We start from the raw sequence: 16,484 nt of genomic DNA, 5'->3' as shown, positions 1-16,484 counted from the left end.
GCTTCTACCGCTCCTCGACCGCCTGCAACACGCCGCACGCCTCAGGCTTTTTTGCAAACAACCTCTGCGGCAACAGGAAGTAAGCCAGCGCCGGCAACAGGATCAAGGCGCCGAGCATGTTCACCAGGAACATGAACGCCAGCAGGATGCCCATGTCGGCCTGGAACTTGATCGGTGACCAGGCCCAGGTCGCTACGGCGATGGCCAGGGTAATGCCGGTCAGCAGCACCACCTTGCCGGTGAACAGCAAGGCGCGGTAATACGCCTCGGACAGCGAGGCACCGGCACGCATGTGCGCCAGGATGATGCTCAACACGTAGAGCGCGTAATCGACGCCGATGCCCACACCGAGGGCGATCACCGGCAAGGTGGCCACCTTGACGCCCATGCCGAGGCCGACCATCAGCGCTTCGCACAGAATCGAAGTGAGTACCAGCGGCAGCACCGCCGCCAGTACCGCGCGCCAGGAACGAAAGGTCACCCAGCACAGCAGGATCACCGCGCCGTAGACCCAGAACAGCATCTCGTGCATGGCCTTCTTCACCACGATGTTGGTCGCCGCCTCGATCCCGGCGCTGCCGGCAGCCAGCATGAACTTCACTTCTGGCAGTTTCTGTTGGGCGATGAACGCTTCGCTGGTCTGCACGACCCGTTCCAGCGTGTCGGCCTTGTGGTCGGCCAGGTACACGTAGAGCGAAAGCAGCGAACAACCCTGGTTGAACAGTTCACGCGGTGCCCGAGTCTGCACGGCGCCCAGGGCACCGTCGTTGGGGATCAACTCGTACCACTTGAAGTTACCCTCGTTGTAACCGGCGGCGGCAACTTTACTCATGGCGGCCATGGAGTTGGTGGATTCCACGCCTGGCAGCTGCTCCAGCTGCCAGGCCAGCGAGTCGACTGCGGCCAGGGTCGGATAGCGGGTGCACTGGTCCTCCGGGGTTTTCACCATGACCACAAAGATGTCCGAACTGGCCGCGTAGTTTTGCGTCATGAACGCCGCATCACGGTTGTAGCGCGAGTCTGGACGCAGCTCCGGGGCGCCGGGATCCAGATCGCCGATCTTCAGGTGCAGGCTGACGGCGAATCCACCAGCCGCCAGGGCCAGGCCGAACAGGCAGGCGGCAATGGCCCAGGAGCGCCGGGTAAACAGGTCGAGAAAGCTCCACAACGGATGCTTGGTGTTCGCGCTCAACTCGGCGGTTTCCGCGCGCAAGCTGCGGGCAGCGGCCTTGGCACCAACGCCGATGTAGCTGAGCAGGATCGGTAGCAGGATCAGGTTGGTGAAGATCAGCACCGCCACGCCAATACTCGCGGTGATCGCCAGGTCCTGGATCACCTGGATCTTGATTACGATCAGCACGGCGAAACCCACCGCATCGCAGAGCAGCGCGGTCATGCCAGCGGCGAACAGACGGCGGAAGGTGTAGCGTGCGGCGACCACCCGGTGGGTACCACGGCCGATGTCCTGCATGATGCCGTTCATTTTCTGTGCGCCGTGGCTCATGCCGATGGCGAACACCAGGAACGGAACCAGCGCCGAGTACGGGTCCAGGTCGTAGCCAAGGGTGGCGAGCAGGCCGATCTGCCAGAGCACCGCCACCAGGGAACAGAGCACCACCAACGCCGTGCTGCGGGCACAGCGGGTGTACCAGTAGAGCACTGCCACGGTCACCAGCACGGCGACGGCGAAGAACAGCATGACTTGGCCCAGACCGGCGATCAGGTCACCGATGATCTTGGTGAAGCCGGTGATATGAATCTGGATGTGCTCGTTCTGGTATTTGTCGCGCAAGGCTTCCAGTTGCCGGGAAAACTCACCGGCGTCCAGCGCCTTGCCGGTGGCTGGGTTGATTTCCAGCAGCGGCACGAAGATCACGCTGGACTGGAAGTTGCCGGCCACCAATTGGCCGATCTCGCCGGAACGGGCGACGTTGGTCCGCACCTCCTCCAGGCTGGCCGGCGAGCCGTCGTAACTGTCCGGAATCACCGTGCCGCCATCCAGGCCGTCTTCGGTCACGGCAGTCCAGCGCGTAGTCGGCGTCCACAAGGACTTCATGTAGGGTTTGTCGACACCTGGCAGCAGGTAGATCTCGTCGTTGAGCCTGGCAAGGGTATCGAGGTAATCCTTGTCGAAAATAGTGCCCTCCTTGACCGCAACGGCGACGCGGATTGAGTTGCCGAGGCCGCTCAGTTCGCTGCGCTGTTCAAGGAAGTTGGCCACGTAGGGATGGGACGTCGGGATGGTTTTCTCGAAACTGGCGTTGAGGCCGATCTTGCTGGCCTGGTAGCCCAGCACCAGGGTCACCAGCAGGCAGAGCACCATGACCCAGGGCCGATGGTTGAAAATCGCCCGTTCGCCGAGGTTGCCGGAGCGCGGATCGAAATCCTCCAGGCGGGCCATCACCACTTGCTGTTCGAGGGAGGAATTATGGTCGTTCACATCGGACTCCAAATACGGCCGCATGGGCTGTGCAAATAGTGCTCTGGCCAGTAGGTTCAGCGTTGCGCCGAGACAAGGGCTTGATCGAGGCGGGTCAACCCGCCCAGGCCGACGCAGATCACGCTGCCATCCGGGGCGGCCACCAGACCTGCGATCGAGGTGCCGGCCGGGCCGGAAAGATGCCGCAGGCGGCTTCCTCGACCGGAACTGAGCAACAGGTCACCGGCCTGGCTGGCCAGGACCAGCGCCCCATCCTTCAGTTGAGTGCCGGCGGACAAGGCCACTTCCAGGCCGGTTTCGATGCGTCGCCAGCTAGTCCCCTGGTCACCCGACCAGAAGGCATTGCCGCGCAGGCCGAAGGCAATGAGTTCGCCGCTGGCACTGCCTTGCAGACCGAAGAAACTGCCGTCATAGGGCGATTCGAGTGCCTGGAAGCTGCTGCCGTTGTCTTTGGAGCGCAATAACAGGCCCCGCTCGCCGACGATGAACAGTTCGCCCCCCATTGCACGAATGCCGTACAGGTTGAGGCCCTCGGGGTTGTCCACCTGCTGCATCCAGGGTTTCCAGGTCCCACCACCGTCCACGGTATGCAGGATCAGGCCATAGGCACCGATCACATAGCCGTTGCGACGGTCGCTGAAGTACAGATCGAGAAACGGCTTGTCCGGCCCGTCCGCGACCAGACGCTCGGCGTCTTCCACATGCTTGGCATCGCCGCCCTGTTGCGCGGCAACCAGCGCCAACTGTGCCGCAGCGACGCCATCGAGTTGCTTGACCCAGGTTTCGCCACCGTCAGTGCTGTGCAGCACCACGCCCATGTGGCCGACGGCCCAACCCTGCTCGTCATCGACGAACTGCACCGCCGTCAGGCTGACACTGACCGGCACCCTTGCCTGGCGCCAGCTCTGGCCGGAGTCATCGGAAAGCAGGACGATGCCGCGCTCGCCGACCGCCACCAACCGATCGCCTGCGCGAGTCACCGCCAGCAACGCGGCGTGGATGGCCTTGGCACTCTGCAATGCCGCCTGATCGAGCAAGACAATCTGGGGGCTGGCCGTTGTCCAGCCCGACATCAGCAAGACCGTCAGCGCCAGGATCACCGACAACGCCCGCCCGAGTGAAAAGTTACCGTTCATATCCCGCTCCAACCACCACTCAAGAGTTATCCAAACGCAACGCGCCGATGCCAGGGCCCCGGCGCGTTGGGCAACGACTCAACGCGAACTGTCGTTGGCCATGGCGTCAGGCGTGAAGAACGAAGATGGCGGACGCGGGTAGCTCTGGTACTGCACATCCAGGTCGTTGGCCGCTGAGTTCAGGAAGTAGGCGCCGGTCTCCAGGTTGTAGCTGCCCCACGACATCTGTGCGGTGAGCGCCGGCATTTCCGGGGCCAGCAGGGTCAGCGAGTAGTTGGTGCGACCCAGTTTGCCCTGGGCGTCATAGCCGTCCACCAGCAGCACTTGCCAGGAGTCCTCGTCGACGTAATAGGTGCGTTTTGGCACTACGTGACGCTTACCTTCCTTGAGTGTGGCGTTTACCACCCAGACCCGGTGTTTCTCCCAACGCACCAGATCCGGGTTGAGGAAGTTCGGCTTGACCAGGTCGTCACTCTTAGCCGCGGCCGCACGGTTGTTGTTGTAGGGCACCAGCAGTTCTTTCTTGCCCACCAGCTTGAGGTCGTGACGGTCGGTCGGGCCGAAGACCATGAAGGCCTCATCGAAGAAACCCACCCCCGAGGTAACAAAATCCGGTGTGTCGTAGGCAATGTTCGGCGCACGCCTCACCCGGCGCTGGCCGACCAGGTACTGCCAGGCGGCGCGCTTGCCGGGATCCATGTCCCAGTGGGTCATCAGACCCTCGCCGGCCTTGGACGATGGCAGCTCCGTGGCCAACTTGCCGATGAGGAACTTGCCCCCGAACGTTTCGAGGCTGCCTTCCTTGAAGTAGTAAGGGTTCTGATACCAAAAGCGTGCCCGGGTGGCCTGGATCTTCTTGCCGCCGGCGGTCATCAGCCAGGTGTCGAACGGTGAGTAAAAGGTGTCAGCGCCTTGCCAGGACAACCGGTAGTTCCACAGCACCTCGGCACCGTTCTGTGGCAGTGGGAACGGAATCCCGCCATAGGCGCCGCTGACTTTTTCCGAGTCCACTTCCAGGGTGGCACGGGTCGCGTTTTTCAACGTGTTGTCATACACCCATTGCGGCGCGGCGGCGCTGCGGTGAGTCGGATAGACGTCCAGGCGATACCCCGGGTACTTCTGCAGCAAGGCTTTGGCGCCGTCGGACAGCTGGTCGGCGTACTGCGCCATGTTGGTCGCGCTGACCGAGTACAGCGGCTTGTCGGCGGCAAAGGGGTCGGCGCGTTTGTCGCCGTTCTTGTAGCCCGCGGGCGCTGTCGTATAGCCCCCGGTCCACGCCGGAATGCTGCCGTCCTTGTTGCCCGCGCGTTCGGCGCCCATGGGGGTCAGATCGGTATTGAGCCGTGCGGCCTGATCGGGGGAAACCGCCGCCTGCACCATTCCGGCACTCAGCAAGGCAATGGCCAGGGCCGACATACGCAAGGAAAATTGGCTTTGCATAGGGGATGAAACCTCTTATTAGAATGTGGTTTTCACGTACATGGAGACGAAGTCACGGTCGGCCAGCGATTGCGCATAGCTGAAGTTGCCCGCCTCGTTCAGCCCTGCCGCAGCCTTGCCGAAGAAGTTCACGTAGTTGATGCCGAAGTCCCAGCGCTGCAGGTAAGTGGCCTTGAGCCCTACGCTCCAGTCACCGGCGTGGGAGTTGCCGAAACCGCCCTTGCTGACGGCCGAGGAGCGACCATCCAGACCCACGCCGAAACCGACCGGTACGCTCAGGTCGAGACCGTCGGCCACCTGGAAGTAAGCCGGTTCGGCCAATACCCGTAGCGCGGTGGCATCGCGGGTGGTGTTGGGGTCCAGTGCCCCCGGGTTGTCAGTTACGCTGAGGGTGCGGTTCCAGGCCAGTTCGGCAAGCACCGAGCCGCCGTCCCACAACGCGCCGGGCGACAGCAGGTAGATCGTCGACAGGTTGACGTGGGCGGTCTTGCCCTTGGCGTAGAGTGCGTCGCCGCTGTTGTCTGCCGCGGTCCCCGGTGTCACCACCTGCAGGTTGCTCACCAAGGGCGCATTCCAGCGCACCGAAGTCTCGCCAGCGAAGTTGAACGGGCCATAAGCCGTGGAGAAGCTGGCGCCGACGGTCTTGATGTCTTCGGCGTAGACCTGGCGATAGGAACTCAGGATCGGCAGCCCGGTAGCGGCCGCCGCCGCACCGTCCAGGTAGGCATACAGCGCACTCGGGGTCTTGTCGTGGTATTGGGCGGCATAGAAGCCCAGCTCCAGTTCGGTGCCTTCGGGCTTGAAACGCAGTTGCAGGCCGCCCTGCCCCGAGTTCTTGGCCTCGATATCGGAAGCATGGACGGTGGTGTTGCCAAACACCTCGGTCCAGTCCCCTGCCCCTTTGCCGATGCCATCGTTGTCGCTCAGGTAGCTGCCCGCCCCCGGCACGTTGGAACGCTCCCACTCGAACTGGTAATAGGCTCCGACGGACAGCTGCGGGTTGATCTGCAACTGGCCGGACACTTGATTGACCGGGCGCAGAATTTCCTTGAACTGGGTTCCCGGTACGCTGAGCAGCTTGACGACATCGGTGGGTCCTTGGGCGGCAGCGATGCCGTTGCTGCCGTAGAACAGGCTTTCGCCATAGATCAGGCTATGCCGGCCCAGGCGCAGGGTGCCCTGGCTTGCGTCGCCGACATCACCGCGCAGAAACACGAAGGCATCCAGCAGTTCGGCGTCGCGCCCGTGCAGTTCGCGGGTGTCGCTGAGGAAGTGCGGATTCGCGCTGTCGTCGGTGTCCTTGTTATAGATATCGTCATACCAGGCTGCCCCGCTGAGCCGCAGCCCGTAGTTCTCCCTGCTCAGGTCCATTTCACTGAACAGGTCCAGCCGGTTGGAGACCAGGCCGCGACTGAAATTCCTGTCACCCTGCCCCTGGATCGAAGGGTACAAACCACCCGCCGTGGAGGCGTTGGTCAAGTGGTCATCGGCACCTTGCAGGCGCCAGGCCTGGCTGTATTTGATGGTGTTGTCCCAGCGCAGGCGCCAGTCACTGTCGCCCAGATCGATCTGTGCGGCCTGGGCCTGGGAGGCCAGCCCGGCGAGGCACACCGAGAGTGCGAGGGTGGAACGCTTGAAGCCCGGATAGCATCGAGTGTTGTGCATGGTGTTCCTCATTGTTCTTGTTGTTTGGAAACGTGTTGTCTGAAAAGCGACCGGCAATGAGTGGCCCGCAAATACGCAGGTGGTGGTTCCTCGTTCAGATGTAGGTGGACGCCAGGCCGCCATCGACAGGCAGGTTGACGCCATTGATCCACCGGGACTCGTCTGCACTCAGGAAGGCGATGGCAGCCGCCACCTCATCGGCATAGGCCGGACGTTTCATGCGGTGCGCATCGGCCTCGACGCGCTCCTGGCCGAGCATGCTGACGAAATCACCCAAAATGGGCGTGAACACCGGGCCCGGCGCCACGCTGTTCATGCGCACCGAGGTCTGCAGGAACCAGGGCTGGGCCTGCACGTAGTTCCAGACGATCAGGGCTTCTTTGAAATACTGATAGCAACTCTCCTGGGGCACCGGGTGCTGGGCCAGCCAGGCTTGTCCCTGGAAATAACTTTCGGTACGGGCCAGGGCCTTGTGCAGTTCCAACCGCTGCGGCCATTGCGCGCCGAGGATCGAGGCCACGTTGACGATGCTGCCCCCGGCGCGGATCCGCGGCAGCGCCGCCGCGCAAAGGTGGCGCAGGCCGAGATAATTGACTTGGGCCACCAGTTGCGGATCGGCAGTCCCTGGCACCCCGGCGATATTGCACAAGCCGTCGATCTGTTCCGGCAAGCGGCGCACGGCCGCATCGATGGCTTCGGGATGACTGAGATCGGCCTGGACGAACTCATCCAGGCTCAGGTTGGGCTCGTTGCGATCCATGCCGATCACGATCGCTCCATGGGCACGCAGGGTTCGGGCGGTCTCGGCGCCGATGCCCGAGGAGACCCCGGTCACGACAATCCTTTTGCTGGTCAGCTTCATACGGATTTCCCGGTTCGTGCTTGTACTGCCTCCTGCGAGGACGGCAGCCAAGCCATGTTGTTATTGCTGAACTAGTTAAGATCGGTAACTAGTTGTAGCAAGCGATATGCCATCTCCCGGCAATGACCAGGCGACCGCTCAAACTCGCGGCATACAGAGGTTCTTGATGAAAAACGGCGTGATGCGGGGGAAAACGAGAACCAAAAAAAGTGATGATTTCAGCAAATTCATGCTGCACTATGCGGATTATGATTACTCATATTAAGGATTTCCGATGGCAGACAAGCTGATCTCCCTGGCCGAACTCTCCGGCGGAGTCCGAAAGAAACATGTGCGTGGCGCCAGCGAACAACTGCCTCCCGGCACGGCCCCTACCCTGCAGGATCTGACCGAATGCCTGATGTTCAGCCCGGGCGACGGGCGTATCTGGCTCAACGGCGCACGCATGTTGTTGATGCACAGCAGCGGTGTCGGCGCGCTTCGTCGAGAGATGATCGAAAGCATGGGACTGGCCCGCGCCCGAGGCATCCTGCTGCGTACCGGCTACCACTGCGGTGCGCGGGATGCGGCACTGATCAAGGAACGCTTCCCAGAGGCTGACTTCCTGGCGCTGTTCGCCGCCGGCCCGATCATCCACGCCATCGAAGGCGCGGTTAAAGTCGAGCCGGTGCATTTCGAATTCGATATGAACCTGGGCACCTATTACGGCGAGTTCCTCTGGCATCATTCCAGCGAGGATGACGAGCACATCGCCCAGTTCGGCATCGGCACCGAACCGGCGTGCTGGATGCAGACCGGCTACGCCACCGGATACACCTCGGCGATGGTCGGTCGCTTGATCCTCTACCGGGAAGTCGAATGCCGTTCCACCGGCTCCAGCATCTGCCGGCTGATCGGTAAACCTGCTGAAGAGTGGGATGATGCGGAAGAAGACCTGGCCGCGCTGAAAGCCGAACCTTTCGTCAGCAGCAGCGGGCGTAGTACGGTACCGCCCAGCTCTGGCGGCAAGGGCGTATTGCCGCCCGGTCCGCTAGCCGATCCGCAACAGACCCAGGACGGCGACATGGTTGGCATCTCCTCGGCCTTCAACGCTGCCTGTCACATGCTGCGCCGAGTCGCTCCGACCCAGGCAACGGTGTTGTTCACCGGTGAATCCGGCGTAGGCAAGGAAATGTTCGCACGTATGCTGCACCGCATCAGTCCGCGGCACGATGCGCCATTTGTCGCGATCAACTGCGCCGCCATTCCGGAAAACCTGATGGAGTCGGAGTTGTTTGGCGTCGAGCGCGGAGCCTTCACCGGGGCCACCCAATCCCGCGCCGGGCGTTTCGAGCGCGCCGATGGCGGCACCCTGTTCCTCGACGAAATCGCCACCCTCAGCCTGGTCGCCCAAGGCAAGCTGCTGCGGGCCTTACAGGAAGGTGAGATCGAGCGGGTCGGCGGCAGCCGTACCTTGAAGGTCGATGTGCGGGTAGTCGCCGCGACCAACGTCGATCTGCGCGCCGCCGCCCAGCGCGGTGAGTTCCGCGAAGACTTGTTCTTCCGCCTGAATGTTTTCCCGATCCATCTGCCACCCCTGCGCGAGCGCAAGGAAGACATCCCGCTACTGATGACCCACTTCCTGCATCGCTTCACCCGCCATCACGGTCGGCAGATCAGCGGCTTCACCCCGCGCACGGCTGACACCCTGCTCGCCTACGACTTTCCGGGCAACATCCGCGAGCTGCAGAACCTGGTGGAGCGCGGCGTGATCAGCGCGCCGGATGGCGGGGCCATCGACCTGGCCCATCTGTTCACCAGCGGCGAACGCCTGGCCCAACCGATGTTTTCCATTGGCACCCGCGGTCAACTGGCGGCCGCCCCGAATGACCCCGCCACCTCTGCGCCTGTCGCGCCGGCCCATGCCAGCAATGACGCGATCCAGGCCCTGTTCGGTGGCAAGGACCTGAGCCGGTTGTCGCTGCAGGAGATCGAGGAAACGATGATCGACCATTGCCTGGCCGAGGTGAAAGGCAATGTTTCCGAGGCGGCGCGCCGTCTTGGGCTGACCCGTGCTCAATTGTCGTATCGGCTGTCGCGGCGGGAATAACGCAAGCTCAAGGCCACAGCAAGTTTCTTCGTCACAGATTATTGGACTGGCCACGCTGGATGAAACAACGCCCAAACATGCCGAGGGCCACGTCGACCCGTTGGCCGATCTGTTCGTCGGACCAGCTCTGCTGCACGCCAAGGGTGAACAACTTGAGCGGTTGCGAGATCAGCAACGCATCGATCAGTTCGACCGCCGGCTCGACATCCTCCTGAACCAGAAGCCCCTTGCCCGCTGCCTTGTCCAACCAACTGCGCAACAGGCCCAGGCATCGCTCGGCGCCTTCCTGGTACCAGATCCTGGCGATGTCGGGTGCGGTCTCACGTCCTTGCACGGCCATCAAGTAGAGCCCCAGCGCCAACGGCGACAAGGTCAGGCGCGCCCAAAGGGTCAGGTACATGCGTAGTTCGCTGAGCAGATTCTCGGCGCAGTCGATACCGCTTTCCAACAACAACTCAAGGGTCGACAGGTCCCGGGCCACCAATTGCGACAGCAGCGCTTCCTTGCTCGTCACCAGTTGATACAAGGTTTTCTTCGAGATGCCGGCGGCGCGGGCGATGGTGTCCATGGTGACGTTGGCGAAGTTGCCGCTGCCGAGTATCTGCGCCGCCGCGTCGAGCAACAGACTCATCTGCTCCTCGCGACTGCGCAGCGGCGGACGACCGCGCCTGACGGCCTGTGGGGTGGTTTCAGGCATGACGGACATGATGCAAGATCCTGGCTAGCGTTAATCAAACAAGCAACATAGTAACCTGTGGCGAGGGGATTTATCCCCTCGCCACAAGAGTGTTAGCGACTCCTAACCATTGCACCATCGACCTCTTCCACCACCCCCTCAAAAGCCCTGCGCAACGCATCCTCGATGAACTGCCACGCCTCATCCGCGGACGCATCCGGTCCCAGGTGAGTGAACATATGATCGCAGCCTGGGAAGACTCTCTCGTTCACCGCAACGCCGGCCTGACGGAGTTTTTCTCCATAGGCCTGGCCTTCGGCGCGCAGGATATCGTACTCGGCAGTGATCAACGTGGCGGCAGGCAGGCCCCGCAGTGCCTCGACCGGCGCCAGCAATGGCGAAACCAGAGGGTCGCGGGCCTGGGCCGGATCGCTCAGGTAACAGCTGTTGAAGAAATGCATCAGGCCGGGACGAAGTAACGGTTTGTCGAGGCTCGAAAGCTTCAGCTCAGGAGCCTGGGACAGGTCCAACGCCGCATAGTCGATCACTTGATGCACCACCCTTAACCGCTTATGTCCTCGCGCCAGACTAGCCAACCCCGCGGCCAGATTGCCGCCGGCGCTATGCCCGCCGACAGCGATGCGCTGCGGATCGATACCCAGCGCCGCGCCCTGCCCGGCCAGCCACTCCAGCACCTCGAAACTCTGGCGCAAACCCGCCGGAAAGGGATGCTCGGGCGCCAGGACATAATCCAGGTTGACCACCAGGCAACCCAGGTTATGGGCCAGGCGTCGGCAATAGCTGTCGTCGTGTTCCGGCACCCCGGCCACGAATCCTCCGCCATGCAGGTTCAGATACACCGGCAGTGGTTCGCCGGATGCCACATCGGGCCAGTAGAACAACGCCCGCGCCGCCCCCCAGGTCGTCGGGATGTACTGTTCGTTCACCGAGCGCAACGGATAACGTGCGGCGTCGTAGATAAACTTGGCTTTCATGCGCTTGGCAAGGGCACGCAGCAGCTTGGCCTTGAGCGTTTGCAACAGGTTCATGATAAGGCTCCCAGATGGCTCAGTTGGCCGTCAGCAAGTGGTCGAGCAGACCATGGATCATCGGGCCGTAAGGCGCGCGCATCGCCAGGTTGGACTCACCGATAGCGCTCTGCACCACCACCGCCTTGGCGTGACTGAAGGTACGGAAACCATAGACGCCATGATAGGCACCCATGCCGGAGTGACCGACCCCGCCAAAGGGCAGTGCCTCGAACAGCACATGGCTCATTACGTCGTTGATCACCACGCCGCCTGACGTCGTGCGCTCCAGCATCTGTTCGCGCTCATGCGCATCCTCGCCGAAATAATAGGCCGCCAACGGCCGGGGCTGCCCGTTGACGTAGTCGATGGCCGTGGCGAAGTCGCGATAGGTCTTGATCGGTAGCAACGGACCGAAGATTTCCTCGCGCAGTACCTGCATCTGCTCAGCGGCATCGAGCACCAGGGTCGGAGCAATTTTGCGAATCTCGCGGTCGCTCAGGTCTTCTTGTGCGGGGTTGATTTCCACCAGTCGCGCGCCCTTGGCCTCGGCATCGACGAGGTAACCCCGCAGACGATCGAAGTTGCGTGGGTTGATGATCGACGTGTAGTCAGCGTTGCTGCGCAGGGTCGGGTACATGGCGCTGACGAAACGAATGGCCTCGTCGACAAAGTCTTCCAGCAACTCTTCCGGCAGCAATACATAGTCCGGGGCCAGGCAGATCTGCCCGGCGTTGAAGGTCTTCACCGTCAGGACCCGCTGCACCACGGTAGCCAGGTCGGCGCTACGGGAAACCAGCACTGGAGACTTGCCCCCCAGCTCCAACGTCACTGGCACCAGGTTGTCCGAGGCAGCACGCATGATGTGCCGGGCCACCGACGTGCCACCGGTAAAGATCAAGTGGTCGAAGGGTTGCGCACTGAACAACGCCCCGACTTCGGCATCGCCCAATACCGTACAGAGTTCGCGCTCGTCGAAATAGCGGGCAATCAGCTCATCCAGCAGAGCCGAGGTCCGCGGGGTCAGTTCCGAAGGCTTGAGTATGGCCCGGTTGCCCGCAGCGAGAATGCTCGCCAGCGGCCCGAAGGCCAGCACGATGGGAAAATTCCACGGGCTGATCACCCCCACGACACCCAACGGCTGATAGTCGACCCGCGCTTCGCAACCGGGGAACGGAGCCGGATGCGTCTCTGACCGCATCCACTCGGCCAGGTGTTCGCGACAATGCTTGAGGCTCGCCACCGAACCGGCGATATCCGACAGCAGGGTCTGTTCGCGGCTGCGGTTGCCGAAGTCCGCAGACACCGCCGCGACGATGGCTTCACGGTTGTCTAGCAACAGGGCAATCGCCCGATCCAGACGGTCACGGCGCAACTCCAGGCTTGCGGGCCCTTCGTCCAGGTGCGCCTGCTTCATACGTGCGAGCGTGGTAGCGAGTTGTTCGGCGGGGGCCGCTGTAGCGTGGTGAGCGAGAATACTCATGGCGTGGGTACCTGCTGGTGGAATTGTTATTAGCCAGTACTAATACCGGGCAAGCAGGCACCTCTGCCGACTCGCAGGGTGGAGTATGACAAAAAACGAAACAAAGGAAACCCGTAGGTTTCCTTATTTTTCGCAGGCGGATGAATGACCACTTAAGCCAGCAAATACTGGATCACAACATCCAAGGACGGATTGTGTCGCGCAAGTGAACAACCGGACCGTGTCGTCATCTGAAAACCTGGGGCCTCGGTTGAAAGTCACGACATCTGAAAAATTGATTACATTTAATAACTTATCTCTGCGCTGCCCTCGCCTACCAGAGCGCCATCGTGTAACTGACAATCAACCGGTTTTCATCCAGGTCATTGCCAAAGTTCGAGCGCACCGAGGCGTTGCGCCATTTCAACCCGAGCCCTTTCAGCGTGCCGTCCTGCACCACATAGGCAATGTCGGTATTGCGCTCCCACTCCTTGCCCTCCCCCGGCGCCGTGCGCTGCACGTTGTCACCGGAAATGTAGCGGGTCATGAACGTCAACCCGGGGACACCAAGGGCGGCAAAGTTGTAGTCATAGCGGGCTTGCCAGGAGCGCTCGTCGATGTTGGCGAAGTCGCCGATCTGGACGAAGTTGACCAGGTACGGGTCGCTGCGGCTGATGTAAGGGAAAGGATCGTCGCCACTCATGCGCTGGTAACCCAGCCCCACGGCATGCCCCCCCAGACTATACGTAAACAGTGCACCAAAGGCCTGGTTGTCAATGTTGCGGAAGTTGCCGTCCTCGGTGCTGCGCGAATAGCGCACGTCGCTCTTGAGCGATTGACCGGCTCCCAGGTCCAGGGTATGGACAAATCCGAGGTAGTTTTGCTGATAGATGTCCTGCAGTTTCCCGTAACGGTACTGTGCCGTGAGGTTCGGCAGGAACTGGTAGTCCGCTCCGGCGAACTGGAACTTGTCGCTGGTGCCGCCGATGCGGTTGGCGGTCATGTCCTGATAATCGGTGGAATCGACCACGTTGATCTGAGTGAACTGCCCACCGGTCAGCTTCAATCGATCGATTTCCTGTACATTCAGCAGTCCGCCCTTGAACGTCGCCGGCAACAGCCGCGTATCGTTGGAACTCACTACCGGGTCCTTGATCTGCAATGTTCCCGCCTTGAGGGTGCTGTTGGACACGCGCACCTTGGCGGTCAGGCCCAGTTCGCCGTAGCGGTCTTGCGAGCCTCCGGACAAGTCCGCTGGCAACAGGTTGGTGCCCGCCGTACCGCCACCGGAATCCAGCTTGAAACCGGCCATGCCCAAGACATCCATGCCGAAACCGACAGTGCCGGCGGTATAGCCCGACTCCATTCGCAGCAAAAAGCCCTGAGCCCATTCCTCGGCCTTGTCCCGCGAACCCTGCTGGCGGAAGTCGCGGTTGAAGTAGAAGTTGCGTGCCTCCAGGCTGCCTTTGCTGTCGGCGATGAAATCCGCCCGGGCAGCAGGCAATCCGATCAGGCTCAAGCCAAGCACCGTGCCGATTGGGGCGTATATCCGTGGGAAGGATCTGAAGTGTTGCATGCGTGCTCCTTTTATCGGCGCGAGCGAACCCTCTCGGGGGGCTTTGCGGGCGCCTCGTTATTCTTGTGTGAAGACGTTGTCGTTGGGACTCCGCGCAGTGAGCTGCGTCGTCGGGGTGGATTCTTCGCGCCACGCTTTGAAAGGGTCAAACGGGAAAAAAGGCAGATCGGACATAAAAAAAATTGATGCATCCAATGGCCCGACCTGGAGTAACAATTGCAATCATAAGAACGACAAGCGCCAAGAGAACCGTCATGAACCTCAAGTTCCTCGAAACCTTCGTCTGGGTGGCCCGCCTGCAAAGCTTCAGCCTGACCGCCGAAAAGATGTTCAGCACCCAGGCCGCGATTTCCGCTCGGATCGCATCGCTGGAGGACGAGTTGGGTCTGCGCCTGTTCGTGCGTGATTCCCGGGGGGTATCGCTGACGCCCGAAGGCTTCAAGGTGCTCAACTACGCCGAGCAGATGCTCGAAGTCCAGCGTGCGCTGAAACAGTCGCTGGACACCGGCAACGAACAGCAAGGCCTGGTGCGCATCGGCGTGATGGATACGGTGATCCACACGTGGCTGAGCCCGTTGATGTCGATGCTGATGCAGGCGTTTCCGGCGGTGGAAATCGAAATCACCGCCGACGCTGCACGCAATCTATGCGACCAGTTGCAGAAGGGTTACCTGGACATCGCCTTCCAGACCGACCTGGTCCGCCACGAAAGTGTGCGCAACCTCGAACTGGGGCACTACCCCATGCATTGGATCGCCGCCAGTCATTCGATCTATGCCCGGCCTTATGCTTCGCTGGCCGAGATGGCGAGTGAACGCATCATCACGTTCGTCAAGCAGTCACGCCCCCATCAGGATGTACTCAACCTGCTGTATGCCCAGGGGGTCAACGCGCCACGGGTCAGTTGCGTCAACTCGGTGTCGGCCATGACGCGGTTGATTCGCGACGGTTTCGGCATCGGCGCCCTGCCCGCAGCGTTGGTGGCCAAGCCCCTGGCGAGCGGTGATCTGATCCAGTTGGAACCGGGAACTTCTCTGCCTCAGTTGAACGTCGTCGCGTCCTGGCGCGCGGGCGTGGGGCTGGAACTGATCGAGAGCATCGTCCAGATGAGCCGCCAGGTGGTTGGACAATATGCCCTGGATGTGGGTCCGCAACGCATGGTGGCGGCTCCAGGCCTGAACGGTCCGCTCTCGCTTGAATAACTTTTATTTGTCACGGGGTACCAACATTCCTTGTTGGACGTCATCGCCTGGGTTTTCTAAAAAGGACCGACAACCACAAGGAGAAACCCTGATGTCCCTTCCCGCCCTGTCGTTTGAACAACTGCAACAGTACGCCCCCCTCGCCCTGCGCCAGAGCATTGCGGCCGGCCAGTATCAGGGGCACACCAGCGGCCTGGGCAAGGGACGGGTACAAGCCAATATCGTGATCCTGCCCGGCGATTGGGCCAACGAGTTCCTGCGCTACTGCACCCTCAATCGCCAGGCCTGCCCGATATTGGACGTGACCGAACCCGGGGATCCGTACTTGCGCAACCTGGGCAACGCCATCGATATCCGCCACGAAGTGCCCCGCTATCGGGTCTTTCGCGACGGCGAGTTGAGCGAAGAGCCGCTGGACATCGAGCATCTGTGGCAGGACGACATGGTGGCCTTCGCCCTGGGCTGTTCGTTCTCTTTCGAACAACCGCTGCTGGAAGCCGGCATTCGGCTGCGGCACATTGATCTGGGCCGCAACATCGCCATGTTCCGGACCAACATCGACACTCGCCCCACCGCCCGTCTCTCCGGCAAGATGGTGGTGACCATGCGGCCGATGAAAGCCGCCGCCGCGATCCAGGCGATCCAGATCACCGGCCGCATGCCCAATGTCCATGGCGCCCCGGTACACATCGGCGACCCGTCGCTGATCGGCATTCAATCCCTGGACACACCGGACTACGGCGACGCCGTGCCGATCGAAGCGGACGAGATCCCGGTGTTCTGGGCCTGTGGCGTGACCCCGCAATCGGTGGTCCAGGCCTCGCGTCCGCCGCTGTGCATCACCCACGCGCCGGGCTGCATGCTGGTGACGGATTTGTGGAATAGTGCTTTGTAGGCCCCACACAACT

Annotated in this window: 12 protein-coding genes; 3 read left to right on the top strand and 9 right to left on the bottom strand. The window is 61.8% G+C overall.

Features of this window, described 5'->3' with window-relative positions:
* Positions 1 to 4 precede the first annotated feature (4 nt).
* The 5 genes from FBY02_RS01165 to FBY02_RS01145 all read right to left on the bottom strand — a co-directional run bounded on the left by FBY02_RS01165 (position 5) and on the right by FBY02_RS01145 (position 7,543).
* Positions 5 to 2,401 (bottom strand): RND family transporter, encoded by a 2,397-nt coding sequence (locus tag FBY02_RS01165; RefSeq protein ID WP_256662459.1) that lies wholly within the window; start codon positions 2,399 to 2,401, stop codon positions 5 to 7.
* 95 nt (positions 2,402 to 2,496) lie between these two features.
* Entirely contained in the window at positions 2,497 to 3,576 is a 1,080-nt protein-coding gene (locus FBY02_RS01160; protein ID WP_144922264.1) for a YCF48-related protein, read from the bottom strand.
* A gap of 78 nt (positions 3,577 to 3,654) precedes the next feature.
* A complete protein-coding gene (locus FBY02_RS01155) occupies positions 3,655 to 4,992 on the bottom strand; it encodes a DUF1329 domain-containing protein (RefSeq protein ID WP_371921387.1) in 1,338 nt (445 codons plus the stop codon).
* 42 nt (positions 4,993 to 5,034) lie between these two features.
* Complete coding sequence (locus tag FBY02_RS01150; protein ID WP_144922258.1) at positions 5,035 to 6,681, bottom strand: DUF1302 domain-containing protein; 1,647 nt, start codon at positions 6,679 to 6,681, stop codon at positions 5,035 to 5,037.
* A 94-nt stretch (positions 6,682 to 6,775) separates the two neighbouring features.
* Positions 6,776 to 7,543, bottom strand: coding sequence for a coniferyl-alcohol dehydrogenase (locus FBY02_RS01145; RefSeq protein ID WP_144922255.1), 768 nt, complete (start codon positions 7,541 to 7,543; stop codon positions 6,776 to 6,778).
* Positions 7,544 to 7,817: 274 nt separating this feature from the next.
* Here FBY02_RS01145 and FBY02_RS01140 point away from each other — a divergent pair, with 274 nt between their 5' ends.
* Positions 7,818 to 9,632 carry a sigma-54-dependent Fis family transcriptional regulator gene (locus FBY02_RS01140; RefSeq protein ID WP_144922252.1) on the top strand — a complete coding sequence of 605 codons (1,815 nt, stop codon included), beginning with the start codon at positions 7,818 to 7,820 and terminating at the stop codon, positions 9,630 to 9,632.
* Positions 9,633 to 9,663: 31 nt separating this feature from the next.
* Here FBY02_RS01140 and FBY02_RS01135 read toward each other — a convergent pair whose 3' ends face one another.
* The 4 genes from FBY02_RS01135 to FBY02_RS01120 all read right to left on the bottom strand — a co-directional run bounded on the left by FBY02_RS01135 (position 9,664) and on the right by FBY02_RS01120 (position 14,374).
* Positions 9,664 to 10,338 carry a TetR/AcrR family transcriptional regulator gene (locus tag FBY02_RS01135; protein ID WP_144922248.1) on the bottom strand — a complete coding sequence of 225 codons (675 nt, stop codon included), beginning with the start codon at positions 10,336 to 10,338 and terminating at the stop codon, positions 9,664 to 9,666.
* Between the two features lie 83 nt (positions 10,339 to 10,421).
* Entirely contained in the window at positions 10,422 to 11,357 is a 936-nt protein-coding gene (locus tag FBY02_RS01130; protein WP_144922245.1) for an alpha/beta hydrolase, read from the bottom strand.
* 19 nt (positions 11,358 to 11,376) lie between these two features.
* On the bottom strand, positions 11,377 to 12,819 hold the full coding sequence (locus tag FBY02_RS01125) for a coniferyl aldehyde dehydrogenase (protein WP_144922242.1): 1,443 nt from the start codon (positions 12,817 to 12,819) through the stop codon (positions 11,377 to 11,379).
* Positions 12,820 to 13,132: 313 nt separating this feature from the next.
* Positions 13,133 to 14,374 carry an OprD family porin gene (locus FBY02_RS01120; RefSeq protein ID WP_144922240.1) on the bottom strand — a complete coding sequence of 414 codons (1,242 nt, stop codon included), beginning with the start codon at positions 14,372 to 14,374 and terminating at the stop codon, positions 13,133 to 13,135.
* A gap of 254 nt (positions 14,375 to 14,628) precedes the next feature.
* Here FBY02_RS01120 and FBY02_RS01115 point away from each other — a divergent pair, with 254 nt between their 5' ends.
* The gene (locus FBY02_RS01115; RefSeq protein WP_144922236.1) at positions 14,629 to 15,576 is read left to right on the top strand and encodes a LysR family transcriptional regulator; all 948 of its coding nucleotides are present in this window, start codon (positions 14,629 to 14,631) and stop codon (positions 15,574 to 15,576) included.
* 91 nt (positions 15,577 to 15,667) lie between these two features.
* Positions 15,668 to 16,471, top strand: coding sequence for a putative hydro-lyase (locus FBY02_RS01110; protein WP_144922233.1), 804 nt, complete (start codon positions 15,668 to 15,670; stop codon positions 16,469 to 16,471).
* Positions 16,472 to 16,484 lie beyond the last annotated feature (13 nt).

This window comes from Pseudomonas sp. SJZ078 (assembly GCF_007828255.1).
Taxonomy (GTDB): domain Bacteria; phylum Pseudomonadota; class Gammaproteobacteria; order Pseudomonadales; family Pseudomonadaceae; genus Aquipseudomonas.
The sequence above is the reverse complement of the archived record's forward strand: the minus strand, read 5'-3'. Positions and strand labels throughout refer to the sequence as shown.

Coding starts and splice junctions, on each gene's coding strand:
- FBY02_RS01165 (WP_256662459.1), bottom strand. CDS start 2,401: ATGGCCCGCCTGGAGGATTTCGATCCGCGCTCCGGCAACCTCGGCGAA.
- FBY02_RS01160 (WP_144922264.1), bottom strand. CDS start 3,576: ATGAACGGTAACTTTTCACTCGGGCGGGCGTTGTCGGTGATCCTGGCG.
- FBY02_RS01155 (WP_371921387.1), bottom strand. CDS start 4,992: ATGTCGGCCCTGGCCATTGCCTTGCTGAGTGCCGGAATGGTGCAGGCG.
- FBY02_RS01150 (WP_144922258.1), bottom strand. CDS start 6,681: ATGCACAACACTCGATGCTATCCGGGCTTCAAGCGTTCCACCCTCGCA.
- FBY02_RS01145 (WP_144922255.1), bottom strand. CDS start 7,543: ATGAAGCTGACCAGCAAAAGGATTGTCGTGACCGGGGTCTCCTCGGGC.
- FBY02_RS01140 (WP_144922252.1), top strand. CDS start 7,818: ATGGCAGACAAGCTGATCTCCCTGGCCGAACTCTCCGGCGGAGTCCGA.
- FBY02_RS01135 (WP_144922248.1), bottom strand. CDS start 10,338: ATGTCCGTCATGCCTGAAACCACCCCACAGGCCGTCAGGCGCGGTCGT.
- FBY02_RS01130 (WP_144922245.1), bottom strand. CDS start 11,357: ATGAACCTGTTGCAAACGCTCAAGGCCAAGCTGCTGCGTGCCCTTGCC.
- FBY02_RS01125 (WP_144922242.1), bottom strand. CDS start 12,819: ATGAGTATTCTCGCTCACCACGCTACAGCGGCCCCCGCCGAACAACTC.
- FBY02_RS01120 (WP_144922240.1), bottom strand. CDS start 14,374: ATGCAACACTTCAGATCCTTCCCACGGATATACGCCCCAATCGGCACG.
- FBY02_RS01115 (WP_144922236.1), top strand. CDS start 14,629: ATGAACCTCAAGTTCCTCGAAACCTTCGTCTGGGTGGCCCGCCTGCAA.
- FBY02_RS01110 (WP_144922233.1), top strand. CDS start 15,668: ATGTCCCTTCCCGCCCTGTCGTTTGAACAACTGCAACAGTACGCCCCC.